The sequence below is a fragment of the Levilactobacillus tangyuanensis genome, assembly GCF_003946545.1.
Taxonomy (GTDB): Bacteria; Bacillota; Bacilli; order Lactobacillales; family Lactobacillaceae; genus Levilactobacillus; species Levilactobacillus tangyuanensis.
In genome coordinates this window covers 18,962-38,698 of the sequence record NZ_RHOA01000010.1, presented here as the reverse complement: position 1 = coordinate 38,698, position 19,737 = coordinate 18,962, and the positions used below count along the sequence as shown (strand labels likewise).

The window sequence follows — 19,737 nt, the reverse complement described above, 5'->3', positions numbered from 1 at the left end:
CATGACCAAATATATTTTTGTGACTGGCGGCGTGGTTTCATCATTAGGTAAAGGAATTGTGGCTGCTTCATTGGGCCGGCTATTGAAGAACCGGGGGTTAAACGTCACGATTCAGAAATTCGATCCATACATCAACGTGGATCCCGGCACCATGAATCCTTATCAACACGGGGAAGTCTTCGTCACTGACGACGGGACCGAAACTGATTTGGACTTAGGTCATTACGAACGGTTCATCGATAACAACTTGAACAAATATTCTAATGTCACGACTGGTAAGATTTATTCGGAAGTCTTGGAAAAGGAACGTCGTGGGGACTACTTGGGTGCCACGGTACAAGTGATTCCTCACATTACGGGGATGATTAAGGAAAAGATCATGCGGGCCGGTAAGACCTTAGGTGCCGACTTTGTGATCACCGAAATTGGGGGGACCGTTGGGGATATTGAATCACAACCCTTCCTTGAAGCCATTCGGCAAATGAAGTCAGAAGTTGGCGACGAGAACGTGGTTTACATCCACACAACGTTGGTCCCAACCTTGCATGCGGCTCATGAAATGAAGACCAAGCCAACCCAACACTCCGTGCGTGAGCTTCGGAGCATTGGGATTCAACCAAATATTTTGGTTGTGCGGACGGAGAACCATATTACGGATGACATGCGGCAGAAGATTGCGTTGTTCTGTGACGTTAAGCCATCCGCTGTCATTGAATCCATGGATGTTCCGACCATTTACTCTATTCCATTATTATTACAAAAGCAGGGCCTGGACCAAATTGTTCTGGACCACTTCAAGGTGGAAGCACCACAATCTGATATGGCCGACTGGTCGAAGATGGTTGATCACATGCAAAACCTGACGCAGACGATCAAGATTGCCTTGGTTGGGAAGTATGTGGGCCTACATGATGCCTACATTTCCGTGGCTGAGGCCTTGCAACACGCGGGTTACCCCGTTGATGCCAACATTGACCTTCACATGATTGATGCTGAAACGATTACCGACGATAACGTTGCCGATATCCTGAAGGGGATGGACGGCGTCGTTGTTCCTGGTGGTTTCGGGGACCGTGGGATTGAAGGCATGATTACGGCTATCAAGTACGTGCGGGAACAAGACATTCCATACCTGGGGATTTGCCTGGGGATGCAAGTGGCCAGCATCGAATATGCCCGGGATGTGCTGGGGTATAAGGATGCCAACTCAACGGAAATGAATGCAAACACTAGCCACAAGATTATTGACCTGATGGCCGACCAAGCCGATGTTCATGAGATGGGTGGGACCCAACGGTTGGGTCTTTACCCTTGCAAGTTGAAGGCTGGTAGCGTTGCCGCGGCAGCCTACAACAACCAGACTCAGATTGAGGAACGTCACCGTCACCGTTATGAATTCAATAACGAATACCGGGCAGAAATGACCGCTAAGGGCCTGGTCTTCTCTGGGACGTCACCTGACGACCATTTGGTTGAAGTGATTGAATTGCCTGATAAGAAGTTCTTCGTCGCTGCGCAATACCATCCAGAATTCTTGTCTCGGCCTAATCGTCCTGAAGGCCTGTTCAAAGCCTTCATCGCTGCGGCCAGCAAGGAAGTTAACGACTAATTTAATTCGAAAAAACGGCTTGCGGTCAATCGATCGCAAGCCGTTTTTATGTGATTAACTATTCGGAACGCAGCGCCGTTGCGGCATCCTTCTTGGCCGCCATGCGGGCCGGAATATGCCCGCCGAGAACGGTCAAAATGGTACTAATAATAATCAAGATCACCCCATGAATCGGATTCAAGTGGGCGACGTTGCTGAGGTTCGTGATGTTCTTCAATACGATGTTGACGGGGAAGGTGAGGAGCCAAGCAATCACGACCCCGAGCGCTCCTGAGGCGACCCCGAGGATGAAGGTTTCTGCATCGAATACTCGGGTAATATCCTTCTTCCGAGCACCGAGCGCCTTTAAGATGCCAATCTCCTTGGTCCGTTCGAGTACCGAGGTGTAGGTAATGATGGCAATCATAATCATACTGGTAACCAGCGAAATGCCGGCAAAGGCAATGAGAACATAGGTGATCGCGTTCATCAAGCCACCGGTTAGACTAGAAACGGTTCCGGCCATGTCGGTGTAGATGACCTGGTCGGCCTTCTTCTTACCGTGGTTGTATTTATCCAGGTAACTCAGCACCTTATCCTTGTTGTTAAAGGTGTTGGGATAGATGAGAATGCTCGATGGGGTGGTTGACCCACCAAGATAACTCACTAAGGACTTCTTAGTCGGCTTGTCGACGCTTTGGCCGGTCATCACGTTAGCATTAGCCTTTTTCTGAGCCTTGACGATGCTGGAATTCTGATTTTTCTTGATAATGTTTTGGGTCAACTGGTCGCTGTAAGCAATCCCTGAGGCCAGAACATTTTCTGAGGACTTGGCCTTAACCTTGACGATCCCGGCAATCTTTAGGCTGGTATTGTTCCGGTTGTTATAAAGGCTTGACGTCGCCTTGTTGGGCACGTAGTTACCGGTTGGCAGGCTCTGGTAGTAATCATTGTTGTTCACAACTTTGATCGTTGTCCCAACAATTTGATTATAGGAGAACTTTTGATCGGCCTTAACCGAATAGCCCAGATTCTTAAGGGCATTGATGTTTGTAGAGTTGTCGCGGTCCACGATCAGAATGACATCGTTCGCATTCTTGGGATAACTGCCGGAGACCAGTTTGTAGTGCTTCTTCAGGAAGCCGATGCCGCCGTCATTGGCGCTAGGGTAGACCGAGCCACCGACACCGGTCGAGGCGGACATGGCCGACTGCATGGCACTGGCGCTGTTAGAGCCGCTGTTATCGGCGTTAGAGAACGAGACTGACTTGGTCTTGCCGTTTACCTGGCGGAGTAGGTTCATCCCGGTTGAGTAAGTGTAGGTAATATTTTTACTGAGTTGTGGATCGAGCCGTTTAACGTAGTTTAAGTAATCTTTGGTAAGCTTATTGGCGTGCGTGGCCTTATCCTGTTCGGACACCTTCGCCATCACCTTGTTGGACTTGGTTGCCTTGACCTTGTCATTGGCATTGGTGCCGCTGGTACTGGTGGCCGTTTGCGAAATGGTGACGGGGAACTGGGCCAACGTATTAGCCTGGGTTTTATTGATTTGTTTTTGGAAACCATTTGATAGGGCGAGGACGATGGCGATCCCGATGATCCCGATGCTTGAGGCAAATGCAGTCAGCGCCGTTCGGCCCTTCTTGGTCCGGATGTTATTAAAGGAAAGCTTCAAGGCCGTCCAAAAGGTCATCCGCGTCTTCTTAAGCTTGAACTGTTCCGCATCGGCATGACCATCATACGGATTGGAGTCGTGTTGAATCTTGCCGTCCGCGAATTCAATAATCCGATCGGCATATTCCTTAGCCAAGTCGGGGTTATGGGTCACCATGATGACCAGTCGTTCGGCCGCCAGTTCCTTGATCAGCTGCATGATTTGCTCGCTGGTTTCGGTATCTAGGGCACCGGTGGGCTCGTCACAGAGTAAGATTTCTGGATCGTTGGCGATGGCCCGCGCGATGGCAACTCGTTGGAGTTGACCACCTGAGAGCTGATTGGGGCGCTTGCCAATGTGCTCGGTCAAGCCAACCCGGTCGAGGGCCTTTAACGCCTTTTCCTTTTTTTCTTGGTTGGAGACACCGCTCAGGGTCATCCCCATTTCGACGTTGTCGAGGATACTCAGATGACTGATGATGTTGTAGCTTTGGAAAATGAAGCCAACGGAATTGTTCCGATAGGCATCCCAGTCCGCGGCGGTAAAGTCCTTGGTCGATTTGCCTTCGATGGCTAAGTCGCCGGAGTCGTAAATGTCGAGGCCACCAATACCATTGAGCATGGTGGTCTTACCGGATCCACTGGGACCGAGGATGGCGACGAATTCTTGTGAACGGAAGGCCACGGACACATCGTCCAGCGCCTTGGTGACGGAATCACCCACGTAGTAATATTTCTTAATGTGTTTTAGTTCCAGCATTTGAAAGAATCCTTCCTTTTTGTGATTACGACTATCGCCTGTACAATTTTTCTGGTAAACTGGCATTAATGCAACACCGTGTCTTATATCATAAAAATTTTTACAGGGACTAGCAACCATCAATTTAATTGTAAATGTTGTTAGTTCAACAGATTTATTCTTTTTGTTGAACTTATGGGAGTGAAGCATGATGGCTGGAGTCAAGAATAACCGCCGGGCACAGTATACCCAGCAAGTCATTCAAACGACGGTGCTGTCTTTGTTGGAGACGAAACCAATTAATATGATTTCGGTCACGGAGGTCTGTGCGCAGGCAGATGTGAACCGAACGACCTTTTACCGTTACTATACCGACATCTACCAGTGCGTTGAGACGATTGAGAAGGCCTTTTTTGACTCGCTAGAGCCACTTGATGGGCGAACCCCTACCCAGGCCTTAGAACACCTGTTGAGCGCCTTCTACCAGGATGAGAAGCTTAGTCACCTAGTCTTTGTGGAAGGTAAGACCAAATTGTTGGCGCGGATGCAAGCGCTGATGATGCAGGTCGGTCCCCAACCACCAATGATTGACGATTATCAAGGCACCTATATTGGCGCCGGGTTACAGAGTATTATGAAGAAATGGGTTAAGGACGGGATGCCCGAGACCCCGAAAGAACTAACAAAAATAATTATCGATACGATTCTGGCAAAGGACTTGGATGACTTACGTCACGTGGTCTTGTAACTAGCAAATATTACATTTTGCACAGAATCCCGGGAAACTGTTGTCTTTTTGCTCGGCATTATTTATCATGGTATCTGACTGTATGGAATTATAAATGGAAGATAAATAAGTGAGGAACCCATCACAATGAAGAAAATGATTATTCATGGCGGCCATCGTCTAGCTGGAGAAGTGACGATCGGCGGCGCTAAAAATAGCACAGTAGCCCTAATTCCAGCAGCAATTTTGGCTGACACACCGGTTCGGTTCGATATGGTACCGGATATCTTAGACGTGCATAACTTAATGTTAATCCTCCGCTCGATGAACGTGCATTCAACGTTTGAAGACGGTGTTTTGACGATCGATCCCACGGAAATCGTGGAAGCCCCATTACCAAGTAAAGCAATCAAGAGTTTACGAGCCTCGTACTACTTCATGGGGTCATTATTAGGTCGTTTCCAACGGGCAACGCTAAGTTTCCCTGGTGGTGATAATATTGGTCCGCGACCAATCGACCAGCATATCAAGGCGTTCCAAGCGTTGGGGGCGTCGGTTGAAGAACATGATAACACGGTTCGGATCACGACTGGTCCAGATGGCCTCCATGGGGCCCGAATTTTCTTAGATATGGTTTCTGTTGGGGCAACGATTAACTCGATTCTGGCGGCGGTCAAGGCCGTTGGCACGACGGTGATTGAAAATGCCGCCAAGGAACCCGAAATTATCGATATTGCCACCTTTTTGAATAACATGGGGGCCCACGTGCGTGGTGCCGGAACCGATGTCATTCGGATCGAAGGGGTCTCAACGTTACGGGCCATGAACACCCATACGATTATTCCAGACCGGATTGAAGCGGGTACCTATCTGTCAATGGCCGCTGCGGTTGGGGATGGTGTGACGGTTAAGAACGTGATCCCTGAACATCTGGAGGCCTTCACGGCCAAGATGATGGAAATGGGTGTGCCGTTAGAGATTAACGAGGATAGCATCTATGTGCCACACGTGGATGATCTCAAGCCAATTCAGATTAAGGCGATGCCATTCCCTGGCTTCGCCACTGACTTGCAACAACCCCTGACACCACTCTTATTCAGAGCGGCCGGGAGTAGTGTGGTGATTGATACCATTTATCCCAAGCGGATTAAGCATATTGCCGAGCTGCGGAAGATGGGGGCTAACATCCGTTCCGAAGAAGGCACCATCGTGGTTGACCCAAGTACCGATCTGGTCGGCAACGAGGTTCAGGCCGGCGAGATTCGGGCGGGGGCCTCACTAGTAATTGCGGCCTTGATGGCTGACGGAACCACGGAAATTAATCGTGCGGAGAATATCATGCGGGGTTACGACCGAATTGTTAAAAAACTAACGGACCTAAATGCCGACGTTGAAATCGTTGAGGACAGTCTCGTGGAGAATGGTCAAGATTAGCCATTGCCGCGCAGATAGATTCATGGTATAATTCAACGGTTGACGATTAAATCAATCTCTGACCCAGTCAATGGTTCAGGGCAAAGGAGCGAAATACATTATGAAGCAAGGAATCCATCCAGATTACCGTGAAGTTGTGTTCCAAGACTCAAGTACTGGTTACAAGTTCTTGTCTGGTTCAACTGCAACTTCTGACGAAACGGTTGAATGGGAAGATGGCAACACCTACCCATTGATCCGTGTCGAAATTTCTTCAGATTCACACCCATTCTACACTGGTAAGCAAAAGTTTACTCAGGCCGATGGTGCCGTGGACCGTTTCAACAAGAAATACGGTTTGGCAAACGACTAATTATAAAAATTATGATTCGTCGCCGGTGGCAGTTATCTGTCGCCGGTTTTTGTTTGCTCAAAATTGCGGATAGCTTTGTTTTTCCCGTGTTTTGGGGTAAAATGCGGTATCGTAGAGATCGAATTAATTGGGGATTGGAGTAAACTCAAATGGCAGATAAAAAGACCCCAAAACCGCGTCGAATGCGCTGGTTCTGGTCCACAATATTTGTATTACTATTAATCGTTTCATTGGCCTTAATCTTCAACGAGCAGATTAAAAATTGGCTGATTTCTTCCTATCAACCGCAGATTACTCAGAAGTCGGTGAAGAAGAGTGAGAAGAAGAAAGCCTCCTATGATTTCAGTAAGGTGAAGTCGCTCGACTTCTCAACGGTGGCGAACGCTCGCTGGAATACGGCCAATATTCATGTGGTTGGTGAACTTCTAATGCCACAATCGAAGATTCACTTGCCAATTGCCAAAGGTGTCAGCAACGAGGTGTTGGCTCTGACGGCGGGAACTATGCGCCCCGATCAGAAGATGGGCGAAGGCAACTATCCGTTGGCCGGGCACCATATGACCTCGCAGACCATTCTGTTCAGTCCACTCTATTGGAAGACACGGGTGGGGCAGAACATCTACCTGACGAATGCCAAGAAAGTTTATGTCTACAAGGTTAGTGTCCGTAAGTTTATCAAGGCCACCGATGTCCAGGTGGTGGCGCAGACCAAGCGGAAGCTGGTGACACTAATTACCTGTGATGCGACCGGGGCCAACCGACTCATGATTCGCGGAACGTATGTGAAGCAGATGGCGTACAAGGATGCCCCGACTTCCGTACAAAAAGGGTTCCACAGTGGTTTCAATAACAAGTAAGCTAAAGTCATCTAGTAGGTGATCGCTATCTAACAGCGATCGCCTTTTTTGGGGTCAAAAATGGTTGTGATTTCATCTACAATTGCGTGAATATAAGTGCTTTTATGGTACAGTATAAAACGTTTAATATTTATGGATAGATGAGAAAATAATGATAAAATGTGGAAACGAGAATCAAACCGATAAAACGCTTCAACTGCTTATGTACCAGTGCATTTCGAATGCGGCTCACTTGATATATCAATCGATTTATCAAAAACGGAAGCGATTCCATAATATCCTGAATCACCACACATGGTTAATTGTGGACAAGGCAACAAATCCATGATATTCTGTGTTTGTAATCAGATGACGTTCATCAGATGAGTTCCAAATCAGGACCAATTTCCGGCCGGATTCGGTCCTGGCAATAGATAGATGTTTGAGCAAGTTAAGACGTAAGGATGGGACAGCGATGCAATTAGGAAAGAGAATGTTGCTGATACTGGGCCTGCTCATCGTCGGTTGGGGGGCTCCCACGACTGCTCATGCCGCGAGTCAATCAGCTGGGGATGTCCAGCAGGGTCATTACTCTGTCACTCTGAAGCCTACCGCCAACTCCGGTTCCGATGGGAACTTGGTTGGTGGTGGCGATGGGGATTTAGTTTCACCCGGTGGCGATTCTAACGGCTCGAATAACCATCAGAAGCCAACGACTACAGCGACTTCTGGCGGCGATGGCGATACCGTGAATGGTCAGTCAACCCAGCATCATTCCGGGTTGACGGGACGCTTACCTCAAACTTCTGAGACATGGTTCGGAATTGGAACCATGACCGGTATCATCTTATTGTTATTAATTTGGATTGTAGTACTGACGCGTAGACGGAAAGCACACAACTAAAAGTTGAGGAGAGAATATTATGACTAAAAAGACTTTGCAATTAATGGCGACTTTAGCACTGGCAGCAGGTATTGGTTTCAGCGGCGTCACCGCTCATGCGGCTGAGGGCGAAACGCCAGCACCAGGCACGACGACAACACAGGCAACGGTTGAGTTAAAGCCTGGTGACGGTGGTACTGGTGGTGTCGGGAGTATTAGCTTGGAAAAGGCGCCTGGTGCATCTTTTTCCGACAAACTCAATGGGACTACTCAGGTTTTAGGTGACGCTGCATTTACTGAAGACAGTTTAGTTGTTAACGATAAAGGTAGTGGTACTGGTTGGACTGTCCATGTGAACTCTAGTGCATTCAAAGATACGGATAACGGTTCGGTTATGAAGGCGAGTGAAATGGCCTTCCTGACACCAGTAGTTGGCACCGTTACTGGCGAAGACAGTGCTAGTGGTCATCCAACCGCTAGTGGCGACATTAAGTTTGCCAGCCAAGGTTCTGAAGATATGTTAGTTTTCAGCGCAGCTAAGGATGCCGGGGTTGGGCAATGGGCCGCTAAATACACGAAACCACAGTTTACCGTTGCCGGTGGGAACAAGGCTGGTAACTACGCAAGTACGTTGACTTGGACGTTAAGCAATGCTCCTGGTGGTACTGACACTGGCGACCAGGCTTAAGCGCTTCCCAATTCCGTTGCTCTAAGCAAAGGAGGGCTGCGCAGTGACTATAAAAATATTAGGAATGGTGGCTTCGTTAGCCTGTATTCTTGGGATACTGACGGGGCCGACGCAGATAACCGCATTTGCAACGACAACGCGTGACTCACAAAGGACCACGGCAACAACGTCTTTGACTCCCGGTGACACGACGGGACCGGTGAAACCGGTGGATCCAGATAATCCTGGTGGTGGTTTTCAACCGGAACCAGGGGACGAGGATAACCATGGAACCGGGTCAACTGGTGTCCTAACCTTGGATTATGTCTCGAACCTTACCTTCAAGCAGGGGGCAACGACAGGTCAAACGTTAAGCGCCACCGCGACAAATACCAAAGCCTTTATTCAAGTCAGCGACCGCCGTTACAATGGTGCGGGATGGAAACTAACCTTATTGGCTGGGTATCCGAAGGGCCAATCGAATGGTGAAACGCTGTCACAGAGTTCACTAGCGATTGGGTCAACGAAATTTACGCCGGCAATTGCCAATACGGTTAGTAATCCACCTGTCACGACCCTGGATGGTAAACAGCCAGTTAAGATGGGTGAGTCGACACTCGTTGGCGAAGCCGGGCGCGATGCTGGAATTGGCACGTGGTTATTGCGATTGAACGACAATTCAGCTTCACCGATGCGCTTGTTCTTTAATAGCGCACAGGTTACCCGTAAACAGAGTTATGCGGGTGAGTTAACTTGGCAGTTGACTGAAGCACCCTGAAAAGATGCGATTTGAAGGATGCGATGGCACCAGTCATCGCATTTTTTCGCAAGGCAGCGATAAATATATTGATAAGCGAGGGGGCCAATTTATTATGAAAAAATGGTGGCGGATTGTTCTAACGTTAGGGACGTTGATTTTGGGAGTTGGATTTGCTCAACAGGTTGCTCATGCAGAGGGCGTGGGTTATACGGTGAGTTCAATTCTTCCCGATAATCAGGATGATAAAAAGGTCACTTACTTTGCTTTGCGGGTCAAACCGAACCAAAAGCAGAAGTTGGCCATCGTCATTAGTAACACGAGTAAGGAAAAAAAGAGTTATCAAGTTGGAGTCAATCAGGCCATTACTAATAGCAATGGGGTGATCGATTACAGTAAGCAAAAGCCCGAACGCGATAGTACCCTGAAGGTGGGAATCAAAGACATCTTTGGCGATAAAACGCAGAAGGTCACAATTCCTGGTAAGAGTAAGAAGAAAGTTTATGTGACCTACAAGATGCCGCCACAAAAGATTGAAGGCATGATTCTCGGCGGCATCTATGTGAAGCAATTGACTTCGGATGAGGCTGGCAAGAAGGGCGGCGTTAGCATTAAGAACGCCTTCGCCTATGTGATTGGGGTGCGGTTACGGGAAAGTGATGTCAATGTTGCACCAGACATGAAGTTGCTTTCGGTGAAGAACGGCCAATTTAATCAGTTCAATCAGGTTGAAGCCAAGTTGCAGAACCCACGGCCTGGTATCATGAGTAAGTTAAAAGTGAAGGCCAAAGTGACCAAGCAGGGTGACAGCAAGGTGATCTTGAATAACGAGAAATCGTCCTTAGCTATGGCACCAAACAGTCACTTTAACTATGCGATTCCTTGGGGCGACAAGCAGCTGAAGGCGGGCACGTATACCTTGACGTTGGATGCTTACGCTCAGGGGGGCTACCACTGGCACTTTACCAAGGACTTTGAACTGACGACCAAGGAAGTCGGTCAAATGCAAAACAAGTTCAATACGCCAAAGAAAACCAACTATTTATGGTGGTTCGTGGCGGGTGGCGCGGTGATTATTCTTCTGTTATTGATTATTATTTACCTGTTATTAAAGAATCGTCGCCGTGATGACAATGGTTCAAGCGATGCGGAATAAATAACAAAAGAGAGCTGTGAGATGAAAATATCTCACAGCTCTCTTTTCGTCGTAATGAGTTCGTTATCATAATAATATTAATCACAAATATTGTTATATCAACGTTTGTGGTCCCATAACCGGATTGGCAATGCTATACTTAAGCAAAACAATCAGGGGTGTTATTATTAAATAACTTGTAATATAATTTTGACTCATAATGGATTACCCCCTTGGTTGGCATCAAGAAGGGGATGGACATCACACATGATGAAGACAATAGGACTAGGAATTGTTAGCATGGTGGCCGCTGTATGTCTATTTTGGACGGCAACTATCCCGGTCAAGGCATCATTTTATAATGATGATTTGAATGCGGCATTGAGGTCGGCGCCTCAAGGGATTCACCTACAAGACTTCTTTGAGGTTAGTCAATCGGACCGCAATCGTGCCGAGGTGATCGACAGTACCAATCCCCAAACATTGGGGACCCAGGTCGTCAAAATTACCGATGGTCGCTCTCAGATAGGGGGGATTTGGTCCCGAGACAATATGCGGTTTAATCTGCGGCATGACCAGACGGTTTCGATGTGGCTATATTTTGGCAACCTGGGGAACGCTCAGGAAGAGTTGAATCATGCGGGAGATGGCATGGCCTTTGTTCTACAGAATGATAAGCGAGGAAGCAAAGCCGCACCTGATTTTGGCAAGTCAAGTCCATTTGGTGAAACTTTGGGGGTCTGGGGTGTCGATAATAAGCCGAGTCAGTGGTTGTTTGATACGATTCAGCAGAACTTAGCCAAATCAGCCATTCAAAATAGCTGGGCCTTAGAATTTGATACCTTTATTAATAACTCAAATGACCGGGATCAGGCCGGCACCGGCAATTCTTTTGATCTTGATGAAAATCCAGGTCGTATTCAACGACCACATATCGCTTCCAACTATCCGGCGCAACCCGATAGTTATCACATCTACAATCGAATCTGGGGCATGGGGTCATCACTGTATGCTGGGTTAATTCATAATGGGTTAATCCAAGGTAATGATTTTAATTTCTTGTCGGATGCCCGGTGGCATCATCTCACGATTCGTTATCATCCAGATTCTGAAAACTCTGACCTAGCCACGATGTCCTATTCTTTTGATGACCACTCTTTAGCCAGGGAGTCAGTTACACGGGATGTTCGGATTAACCGGAAAATTATTGATCCGGACCATAATAAGGATGCCCTCTGGGGATTTACAGGGTCAACGGGGAGCGCCTGGGAGAACAACTTGGTCGTCTTCGACACTGTCCCCAACTTGGTCGATGCCGATGCCTCGGTAGAGCTCAAGGACAACGATCACCTGGTTAAGGCCGGCGACGTACTAGAACATGGTGATCCAGTTAGCCTGCAATACAACCTAAAATACGCTAACGGAACGACCGATTGGCATGATATTAAGGCCCTTTTGAATTTGCCAGGAAAGATCCGATTTGCCACAGCGACGCTGACATATGCCAATGGGTCAACTCAGGAACTAAGCGGACTAGATTTAAAGGCGTCGACGATTACTCATCAATTACAACAGAACCTGTCTGACGATAATCCTAGTGCCAAGATTGTTCTGACGGGTAAGGTTAAGGATGAGAGTGGGACGGAGCCGGAACAAACCAGTGTGTTCACGGGGACGGAAGCCGTTGCTCAGGCGACACTACCCTCGTTTAAGGTCCATGGAACGAATAATATGAGTTTAACGTTGGAAAAGTCGAAAGATACAGCAGTGGATGGCAGCAAGCAGGCCCTGATCAAAGGCCAATTGGATCTGTCGCACACCCAATTCACGGCTAAAGATATCCATCTAGAAAGCCGCCTCAATGGTGACAGTCAGCCAGACCAAGGGGTGACCTTACTGGATGATGCCGGGCACTTCAATTATCGGGTGCCGGCCAATACGTTACGAGAGGGAGACAATCAGCTTGCCATCACGGCCGTTGATACCGCCAATAATCAGTCAAATGAGGTAGCCGTATCCGTACCGGCGCATTATTCAAAAGACCCATCACGGGGAACCGTTGAGTTCACATCGGCATCGCCGGCAGTTGACTTCGTCGGACGGCTGAGCGGCACATCGGCACTTATTCCCACTGCCTCCAAGGCAGAACTAACCATCACGGATACACGGCCCGTTGGGAATAAATGGGCGTTGCAGGCCACGGCCACGTCTCTGACAACCGATAAAGACCAGCGCCATTTAGCGGGAGCCATGGCCTACGTGACCACCTGGGGGAAGACGCTCACCTTGTCAGATGACGCCCAGATTGTGGCGGAACATGAAAAAAATACGGGAAGTAACGACTCGACTAATGTCGCGGCCGATTGGCAGGGGCTTAGAGGCCTAATGCTGCAACTGAATGCCGGCGCTCAACAGGGAAACTACACCGGTAAAATCACCTGGAGTCTAGATGATGTCCCAGAGGTTTAAAGAAAATACGCTGATCAGTCCACTTTAACAGTCACTGATCAGCGTATTTTAATAAGGTATTTTACCGAAGCTTCTCTAGCCAAGCTGGCAGGGATTGCGCCAGTTCTTGGTAGGTCAGCTCGAATTTGTGGGTATACCAAGGGTCATCGATGGCCTCGCCCTGACGTCCAGGAAGAATATCCAGGCAGAGTTGAACCTTAGCGGCATCGGCTGCCGTTGGCGCCATGCGCTTCAAGTTAGCCACATTGGCGTGATCCATCGTAATAATGATGTCGGCCCAGTCAAAGTCCGCCGCGGTAATTGGCCGTGATCGGTGTTGACTGGCATCTAATCCGTGTTCCCGCATGGTTTTCAGGGCACCGGGATGGGGATGATTGCCCTCTTCCTCGGGACTAGTGGCTACCGAAATAGCCGTGAATTGGTCAGTGAGGCCTTGCTTAGCAACCAGATCGTTAAAGATTGCTTCGGCCATTGGGGAGCGACAAATGTTCCCTAGACAAACGAACAAAACGTGTTGCATGGTGAAACCTCCTAATTAATGGTAAAGTCAGGCGAACTTGCTGGAGTCTGAATTGGCCATTTGTTATCATGAGTTTAACAGACATTGGAGAAGGAGTGAGCAGTTTGGTAGCAATAATTTTAATCATCATCGTGGTTTTGATAGTCGCTTGGTACATCAGTGCTTACAACGGTCTCATTCGGACCCGGACACACGTGGAAGAATCATGGAGTCAGATCGATGTTCAGCTGAAGCGGCGGAACGATTTAATTCCTAACTTGGTGTCAACGACCAAGGGCTATGCGAATTATGAACAGGCAACGTTGAAGAAGGTTGTTGAGTTACGGAATCAATTAACGGCGGTTCCTGCCGACGATCATCAACAGACGATGGAAGTTTCTAATCAACTTTCCACCACGTTGCGGTCACTATTTGCTTTGTCAGAAAATTATCCTGACCTAAAGGCAAATACGCAATTTACCCAATTGATGGAAGAGCTGACAAACACTGAAAATAAGATTGCCTATTCACGGCAACTCTATAACACATCAGTGGCCAACTTAACCATGAAGATTCATTCGTTCCCAAGCAATGTGGTGGCCAATATTCACCACTTTAAGGCCAGCGAATATCTTCAAGTTCCAGAAGAAGAAAAAACAGCGCCCAAGGTTAACTTTGACGACTTTGGTCAAGATAAGTAGGCGATAGCATGTTGTATGATCAAATTGCCATGAATAAACGGCGAACAGGATATGTCATGGTGGGCTTTGGCTTACTGGTCCTGGCAATTGGAGCGGCCCTTGGCGATTTGTTCTGGGCAAGTTGGCAATCAGGAATCGTCATCGCGGCTATTGTCACGGCAGTCTATATGGCCATCATGATTAGTCAATCGACCAATGTTGTGATGAGCATGAACCACGCTAGAGAAATTAAGGACGTCAGTGCCGCCCCTCAGTTGTGGCATCTGGTGGAAGATATGGCATTGGTTGCCCAAGTTCCTATGCCAAGAGTCTTTATCATTGATGACGCCAGCCCCAATGCATTTGCAACGGGAAATGATCCCCAGCACGCGGCCGTGGCCGTCACCACCGGGCTCTTGCAACGGCTAAACCGGGAAGAACTCGAAGGCGTAATCGGTCATGAGATGTCTCACGTTCGGAATTATGATATCCGCTTACAGACGATTGCTTTGGCTTTGTCTGCGGCAATTGGCTTGTTAGTCAGCTTCTCCCATAACTGGTTTTTCTGGGGTGGCAGTCGTCGCCGGGACGACCGGGAAGGGAATGCCGGGGCGATAGGGATGGTGATCTCACTGGTCCTGATTCTCTTGGCACCGCTAGCTGCTAGCATTGCTCAGATGGCGTTATCCAGGAATCGTGAATATCTCGCGGACGCCTCCAGTGTTGAATTGACCCGGAATCCACAAGGCCTCATTATGGCGCTCAGAAAGATTGATGACAGTGCGCCCATGAAAGAAGCAGACCCTAACAGTTCTGCTCTCTATATCAGCGATCCTTTCAAGAAAAAGCAAAAGTTTTCGGACTTGTTTGCGACCCATCCACCCATTGCGGACCGTATCGCTCGGCTAGAAAAAATGTAAAACGAGTGTTCGTTTCGGGGGTGTTTAGGAGTACAATTAAACTTGACTGAGTATCGGGGAAAGAGTGTACGAGTATGCGCGGAAATTTTGTTTATTTAAGTCTAGAACCCGTCACGAATATGATTTATTCGTTAGGGATATCACCCGCTGATTTTTTGAATGGGATTCCAGCAATCCCGAATCAGCTCCTTTTGCTGAACGAAGAATCAGGGAGTGATGTTGAGATTAACCCGCATACCCGGTTCCAAACGGTCAATGGGCAAGCACAGATTCGACGCTACCTATTAGCTAAGCATGAACGGCCAGTCAAGTGGGTTGATTATACGCATTCGGATGACTTGGATTTTCTGTTGCCATCTGAGATTGCCGAGTTACTCTACCTGGCCCACATGGAAACGCATATTAGAACCCCGTTTTATGCCAAGTTACAGAATCAATATGCCTTCCTAACCTTACGTGATGGGTTCTACAAGACCTACTATCGCGAGTTGGGTGATTTCAATCATGTGTTGGAGGTTAGCCTAAAGCGGCACCTACGGGCGATGCATAATAATCGTTGGGTCTTTGCCCGGCCGTTGGCTATTAGTGACATTCCTCATGAGATTCTGCTGCAGTTGACGCAGGGGCTAATGGATGGCATGATTGTGGCCTTTGACCAACTGGTTGAGCGCCGGCGAGTCTACGTCATTCCCGTTCGAGCCGTTGATCATCCTGAGCGGCAAGCGACTTGGTATTCTCAAGAGGAAGTCTATGCAGACTCGCGAGAGGTTGCCAGCTTGCGCTACGATTTAACCTCACGGGAGTGGGCTCTCAGCATCCATGACAACGAGGTTTTTAGCGATGTGGCCGATTTAATTTAAGAATAGTGGGAGCCTGGCAGATGCCGGGTTCTTTTTTTATTGTCAATATGTGGTTTTAACGAAAAGTGACCTGAAAATGACGGCCCAATGCCTATTGCCACGGGCTCCAAAGGCTGTCACGCCAAATGGCGGCTAGACTGTTTTAGGTTCGGCCTGGGGATCCATGGTATAATGTAAGACAGAAATTTTAAGCCGTGCTTAACTAGGTGTGCGACTAGACACTTAGAAAAACAGATGACCCAGTTTGCGATAGACGGCTGGGCCTCAAAATTAGGAGCATATAAAATGAAAATGCAACTTGCAGAAATTGCTCGAGCAGTCGGAGCAATCAACGATTTTGACCAATGGCGAGATGTCAGCGTGACTAGCGTGGCGTTCGACAGTCGTCACCTCCAACCGGGAGGCTTGTTTATTCCGCTCAATGGTGAGCAGGATGGCCACAAGTTCGTCCAATCGGCGATTGATCACGGGGCTGTGGCCACGTTGTGGGCCAAGGATTTAGCAACCGCCCCCGCTGACTTTCCCGTCATTCAAGTGGCAGATTCTCTGAAGGCCCTTCAAGCGTTGGCACAATACTATCTGTTAAAGATTTATCCACGGGTCGTTGCGATTACCGGTAGCAATGGTAAGACGACGACTAAGGACATGGTGGCTGCCGTGTTAGCTACTCAGTTTAACGTGACTAAGACCAACGCCAATTTTAATAATGAAATCGGTGTGCCAATGACCGTCCTATCGATGGAACCCAACACTGAAATGTTGGTGGTTGAGATGGGGATGGACCGGCCGGGCCAACTCGATTTCTTGAGTAACTTAGTGAAGCCAGACGTGGCCATCGTGACCATGATTGGCGAGGCGCATATCGAATTCTTCGGAACGCGGGATAAGATTGCGGATGCCAAGTTGGAAATTACTCACGGTCTGAATGACGATGGGATCTTCGTTTACAATGGTGACGAACCGTTGCTACGTGAACGAGCCGCCGATCTACCACAGCGTCAAGTCACCTTTGGTCAACAAGGGACGAACGACTTGTTCTCGAAGGATATTCAGGGCGAGGCAACGTCAACGAGTTTCAAGGCTAACCAATGGCCAGACACCACGTTTACGATTCCAATGTTAGGGACGTATAATGTCAACAATGCGCTGGCTGCGCTGGCGGTAGCTTCTGTTTACCGGATTCGACCTGAGAATGCCCAGAAGGCCCTGGCCAATGTTGATTTGACCGAGAATCGCGCCGAATGGTTACCGGGCAAACAAGGCGAGTCCATCCTGAGTGACGTGTATAATTCCAATCCAACGGCTGCTAAAGAGGTCCTGTTGGCCTTCTCACAAACGCCGGTTAAGGGAAAGCGGTACGTGGTCCTTGGGGACATGCTGGAATTAGGCAAGCAAGCCGATGCCATGCATGCGAGTTTGTCTACGGCCATCGACCCGACTAAGATGGCTAAGGTTTTCTTAGTTGGCCCGCATATGGAGGCCCTGCAACGGGCGTTAGCGAAGGATGATCCGAACTTAGCGGTTGCCCATTATGCCACAACAGAGCTGGAACAATTGAGTCAGGACCTGGAAGCGGTTTTAACCAATGACGATCAAATTTTATTAAAAGGGTCGCACGGAATCCACTTGGAACAAGTTTTAGCGGCATTAAAGGATTCTTCTGAAAATTAAATGAAAACGAAGCAACTTCCATAAGTCTTGGGAGTTGCTTATTTTGTTTCAGCGTTGTATGATGGCTTAGTTGTATTTAGAATCGAATTAACCCGCACTAGCCAATCGCGGTTCGCACCATGGGAAACGGATTTTTTCCAAGGACTACGAGGCACTAGTGTGATGGTCCCATATTAGGAGGAAAATATTTTTGAAGTTTAATGAACTAGGTCTCTCCGATGACCTACTGAAAGCTGTCACTACAGCAGGTTACGAAGAAGCGACCCCAATTCAAGCCGAAACCATCCCAATGGTGTTGGATGGCCAAGATGTTATTGGTCAGGCCCAAACGGGTACTGGGAAGACGGCGGCCTTCGCCTTACCAATCCTTGAAAAGATTGATAAGAGCAATCAAAATGTCCAAGCCCTCGTGGTTTCACCAACACGGGAATTAGCTATCCAAACCCAAGAAGAAATTTACAAGTTAGGCCGTAACGAACGGGCTAACGTGCAAGTTGTTTACGGTGGGGCAGATATTCGGCGTCAAATTAAAGCGCTGAAGAATCATCCCCAAGTCGTTGTTGGGACGCCAGGTCGTTTACTCGACCACATCCGTCGTCACACGCTGAAGCTTGACCACGTGCAAATGTTGGTCTTGGATGAAGCCGACGAAATGTTAAACATGGGCTTCTTGGATGACATTGAAGATATCATCAAGCAATTGCCAGAAGAACGTCAAACGATGTTATTCTCAGCAACTATGCCACCAGAAATCAAACGTGTCGGGGTTCAGTTTATGAAGGACCCTAAGCACGTGAAGATTAAGGCGAAGGAATTGACCACTGACTTAATTGATCAATTCTACGTCCGTTCTCGTGACTTTGAAAAATTTGACATTATGACACGGTTCTTCGACGTTCAATCGCCAGATTTGACGATTGTGTTTACGCGGACGAAGCGCCGGGTTGATGAAATCTCAAGTGGTTTACAAGCACGTGGCTACAACGCTGCTGGTATTCATGGTGACCTGACGCAAAAGCGTCGGACTCAAATCATGAACCAGTTCCGGCACGGTCAATTGGATATCCTGGTTGCAACGGACGTTGCAGCTCGTGGGATTGACATTGATGACGTGACCCACGTTTACAACTACGATATTCCTCAAGATCCAGATAGTTACGTTCACCGGGTTGGCCGGACTGGCCGTGCCGGGAAGCATGGTGTGTCCATGACCTTCGTGACGCCTAACGAAATGGATTACTTGCGTGAAATCGAAAAGTTAACTAAGGTGCGTATGTTACCTCTGAAGCCACCTTCGGATGAAGAAGCTTTGGTCAGCCAACTTGGTGCAGCCAAGGACGCAGTTGTCGATCTGATCAACAAGACCGATACTGAAAAGTTCTCTAAGGTTGCTGAAAGCTTACTGGCCGAATATGACGCCGAAGACTTGGTTGCAGCATTATTAAATGATGTAACTAAGGATGACAGCAGTCAGGTTCCAGTTAAGATCACACCTGAGCGTCCATTACCTCGTCGTGGCGGCAAACGCAACGGTGGTGGTTACCATCGCGGCGGCAACGGCGGTGGCAATAATCATCGTGGTGGCGGTAACTTCCGTCATCGCCAAGACCGTCGTGGCGGCAGCGATTCCCGTAACCATGACTCCCGTAATCACGGGGGCAATCGTAACGGCAATGGCAGCCATCACAGCAACGGTAACGGTGGTCGGCGTTCCGATGGTGGAAGCCGCGGCTTCACTATCCGGAAAAAAGACTAATTTAAAAAGAGATTGATTGGTAGAAAACGGGCAACCCACTAGGGGGTGCTCGTTTTTTTGTGAACTTGCTGGCTAGGAGCTTAATATTAGTTTATGATTATTCTTAACTAA

At 48.3% G+C, this 19,737-nt stretch carries 17 protein-coding genes; 15 read left to right on the top strand and 2 right to left on the bottom strand.

Features of this window, described 5'->3' with window-relative positions:
• Position 1: 1 nt before the first annotated feature.
• Entirely contained in the window at positions 2–1,609 is a 1,608-nt protein-coding gene (locus EKM96_RS07755) for a CTP synthase (RefSeq protein WP_125642124.1), read from the top strand.
• 58 nt (positions 1,610–1,667) lie between these two features.
• On the opposite strand, the gene EKM96_RS07750 is transcribed toward EKM96_RS07755, so the two are convergent.
• The gene (locus tag EKM96_RS07750; RefSeq protein ID WP_125642121.1) at positions 1,668–4,001 is read right to left on the bottom strand and encodes an ABC transporter ATP-binding protein/permease; all 2,334 of its coding nucleotides are present in this window, start codon (positions 3,999–4,001) and stop codon (positions 1,668–1,670) included.
• 187 nt (positions 4,002–4,188) lie between these two features.
• Between EKM96_RS07750 and EKM96_RS07745 the strand changes: the two genes are divergently transcribed.
• The 9 genes from EKM96_RS07745 (at position 4,189) to EKM96_RS07705 (ending at position 13,240) form a co-directional block, all read left to right on the top strand.
• On the top strand, positions 4,189–4,728 hold the full coding sequence (locus EKM96_RS07745) for a TetR/AcrR family transcriptional regulator (RefSeq protein WP_225417705.1): 540 nt from the start codon (positions 4,189–4,191) through the stop codon (positions 4,726–4,728).
• A 126-nt stretch (positions 4,729–4,854) separates the two neighbouring features.
• Positions 4,855–6,141, top strand: a complete 1,287-nt coding sequence (locus EKM96_RS07740; protein ID WP_125642118.1) for a UDP-N-acetylglucosamine 1-carboxyvinyltransferase — start codon at positions 4,855–4,857, stop codon at positions 6,139–6,141.
• A 100-nt stretch (positions 6,142–6,241) separates the two neighbouring features.
• On the top strand, positions 6,242–6,493 hold the full coding sequence (locus tag EKM96_RS07735) for a type B 50S ribosomal protein L31 (protein ID WP_061777380.1): 252 nt from the start codon (positions 6,242–6,244) through the stop codon (positions 6,491–6,493).
• A gap of 149 nt (positions 6,494–6,642) precedes the next feature.
• A complete protein-coding gene (locus EKM96_RS07730) occupies positions 6,643–7,350 on the top strand; it encodes a class A sortase (RefSeq protein ID WP_125642116.1) in 708 nt (235 codons plus the stop codon).
• A gap of 454 nt (positions 7,351–7,804) precedes the next feature.
• Positions 7,805–8,233, top strand: a complete 429-nt coding sequence (locus tag EKM96_RS07725; RefSeq protein WP_125642113.1) for an LPXTG cell wall anchor domain-containing protein — start codon at positions 7,805–7,807, stop codon at positions 8,231–8,233.
• 19 nt (positions 8,234–8,252) lie between these two features.
• Complete coding sequence (locus EKM96_RS07720; RefSeq protein ID WP_125642110.1) at positions 8,253–8,900, top strand: WxL domain-containing protein; 648 nt, start codon at positions 8,253–8,255, stop codon at positions 8,898–8,900.
• A gap of 43 nt (positions 8,901–8,943) precedes the next feature.
• Positions 8,944–9,657, top strand: coding sequence for a WxL domain-containing protein (locus EKM96_RS07715; RefSeq protein WP_125642107.1), 714 nt, complete (start codon positions 8,944–8,946; stop codon positions 9,655–9,657).
• 94 nt (positions 9,658–9,751) lie between these two features.
• Positions 9,752–10,792 carry a DUF916 and DUF3324 domain-containing protein gene (locus EKM96_RS07710; protein ID WP_125642104.1) on the top strand — a complete coding sequence of 347 codons (1,041 nt, stop codon included), beginning with the start codon at positions 9,752–9,754 and terminating at the stop codon, positions 10,790–10,792.
• 246 nt (positions 10,793–11,038) lie between these two features.
• Complete coding sequence (locus EKM96_RS07705; protein WP_125642101.1) at positions 11,039–13,240, top strand: L-type lectin family protein; 2,202 nt, start codon at positions 11,039–11,041, stop codon at positions 13,238–13,240.
• A 61-nt stretch (positions 13,241–13,301) separates the two neighbouring features.
• Here the strand turns inward: EKM96_RS07705 and EKM96_RS07700 are convergent, their stop codons facing one another.
• Positions 13,302–13,760 (bottom strand): low molecular weight protein-tyrosine-phosphatase, encoded by a 459-nt coding sequence (locus EKM96_RS07700; RefSeq protein ID WP_125642098.1) that lies wholly within the window; start codon positions 13,758–13,760, stop codon positions 13,302–13,304.
• 104 nt (positions 13,761–13,864) lie between these two features.
• Here EKM96_RS07700 and EKM96_RS07695 point away from each other — a divergent pair, with 104 nt between their 5' ends.
• The 5 genes from EKM96_RS07695 to EKM96_RS07675 all read left to right on the top strand — a co-directional run bounded on the left by EKM96_RS07695 (position 13,865) and on the right by EKM96_RS07675 (position 19,626).
• Positions 13,865–14,440 carry a LemA family protein gene (locus tag EKM96_RS07695; protein ID WP_125642095.1) on the top strand — a complete coding sequence of 192 codons (576 nt, stop codon included), beginning with the start codon at positions 13,865–13,867 and terminating at the stop codon, positions 14,438–14,440.
• Positions 14,441–14,448: 8 nt separating this feature from the next.
• Entirely contained in the window at positions 14,449–15,339 is an 891-nt protein-coding gene (gene htpX, locus EKM96_RS07690) for a zinc metalloprotease HtpX (protein WP_125642092.1), read from the top strand.
• A 74-nt stretch (positions 15,340–15,413) separates the two neighbouring features.
• Positions 15,414–16,199 (top strand): hypothetical protein, encoded by a 786-nt coding sequence (locus EKM96_RS07685; protein WP_125642090.1) that lies wholly within the window; start codon positions 15,414–15,416, stop codon positions 16,197–16,199.
• A gap of 285 nt (positions 16,200–16,484) precedes the next feature.
• On the top strand, positions 16,485–17,870 hold the full coding sequence (locus EKM96_RS07680) for a UDP-N-acetylmuramoyl-tripeptide--D-alanyl-D-alanine ligase (protein WP_125642087.1): 1,386 nt from the start codon (positions 16,485–16,487) through the stop codon (positions 17,868–17,870).
• Positions 17,871–18,060: 190 nt separating this feature from the next.
• Positions 18,061–19,626: a DEAD/DEAH box helicase gene (locus EKM96_RS07675; RefSeq protein ID WP_125642085.1), complete on the top strand. Its 1,566-nt coding sequence runs from the start codon at positions 18,061–18,063 to the stop codon at positions 19,624–19,626.
• Positions 19,627–19,737 lie beyond the last annotated feature (111 nt).

Bases quoted from the DNA above. Each gene is read 5' to 3' on its own strand.
- EKM96_RS07755 (WP_125642124.1), top strand. From the start codon at position 2: ATGACCAAATATATTTTTGTGACTGGCGGCGTGGTTTCATCATTAGGT.
- EKM96_RS07750 (WP_125642121.1), bottom strand. From the start codon at position 4,001: ATGCTGGAACTAAAACACATTAAGAAATATTACTACGTGGGTGATTCC.
- EKM96_RS07745 (WP_225417705.1), top strand. From the start codon at position 4,189: ATGATGGCTGGAGTCAAGAATAACCGCCGGGCACAGTATACCCAGCAA.
- EKM96_RS07740 (WP_125642118.1), top strand. From the start codon at position 4,855: ATGAAGAAAATGATTATTCATGGCGGCCATCGTCTAGCTGGAGAAGTG.
- EKM96_RS07735 (WP_061777380.1), top strand. From the start codon at position 6,242: ATGAAGCAAGGAATCCATCCAGATTACCGTGAAGTTGTGTTCCAAGAC.
- EKM96_RS07730 (WP_125642116.1), top strand. From the start codon at position 6,643: ATGGCAGATAAAAAGACCCCAAAACCGCGTCGAATGCGCTGGTTCTGG.
- EKM96_RS07725 (WP_125642113.1), top strand. From the start codon at position 7,805: ATGCAATTAGGAAAGAGAATGTTGCTGATACTGGGCCTGCTCATCGTC.
- EKM96_RS07720 (WP_125642110.1), top strand. From the start codon at position 8,253: ATGACTAAAAAGACTTTGCAATTAATGGCGACTTTAGCACTGGCAGCA.
- EKM96_RS07710 (WP_125642104.1), top strand. From the start codon at position 9,752: ATGAAAAAATGGTGGCGGATTGTTCTAACGTTAGGGACGTTGATTTTG.
- EKM96_RS07705 (WP_125642101.1), top strand. From the start codon at position 11,039: ATGATGAAGACAATAGGACTAGGAATTGTTAGCATGGTGGCCGCTGTA.
- EKM96_RS07700 (WP_125642098.1), bottom strand. From the start codon at position 13,760: ATGCAACACGTTTTGTTCGTTTGTCTAGGGAACATTTGTCGCTCCCCA.
- htpX (WP_125642092.1), top strand. From the start codon at position 14,449: ATGTTGTATGATCAAATTGCCATGAATAAACGGCGAACAGGATATGTC.
- EKM96_RS07685 (WP_125642090.1), top strand. From the start codon at position 15,414: ATGCGCGGAAATTTTGTTTATTTAAGTCTAGAACCCGTCACGAATATG.
- EKM96_RS07680 (WP_125642087.1), top strand. From the start codon at position 16,485: ATGAAAATGCAACTTGCAGAAATTGCTCGAGCAGTCGGAGCAATCAAC.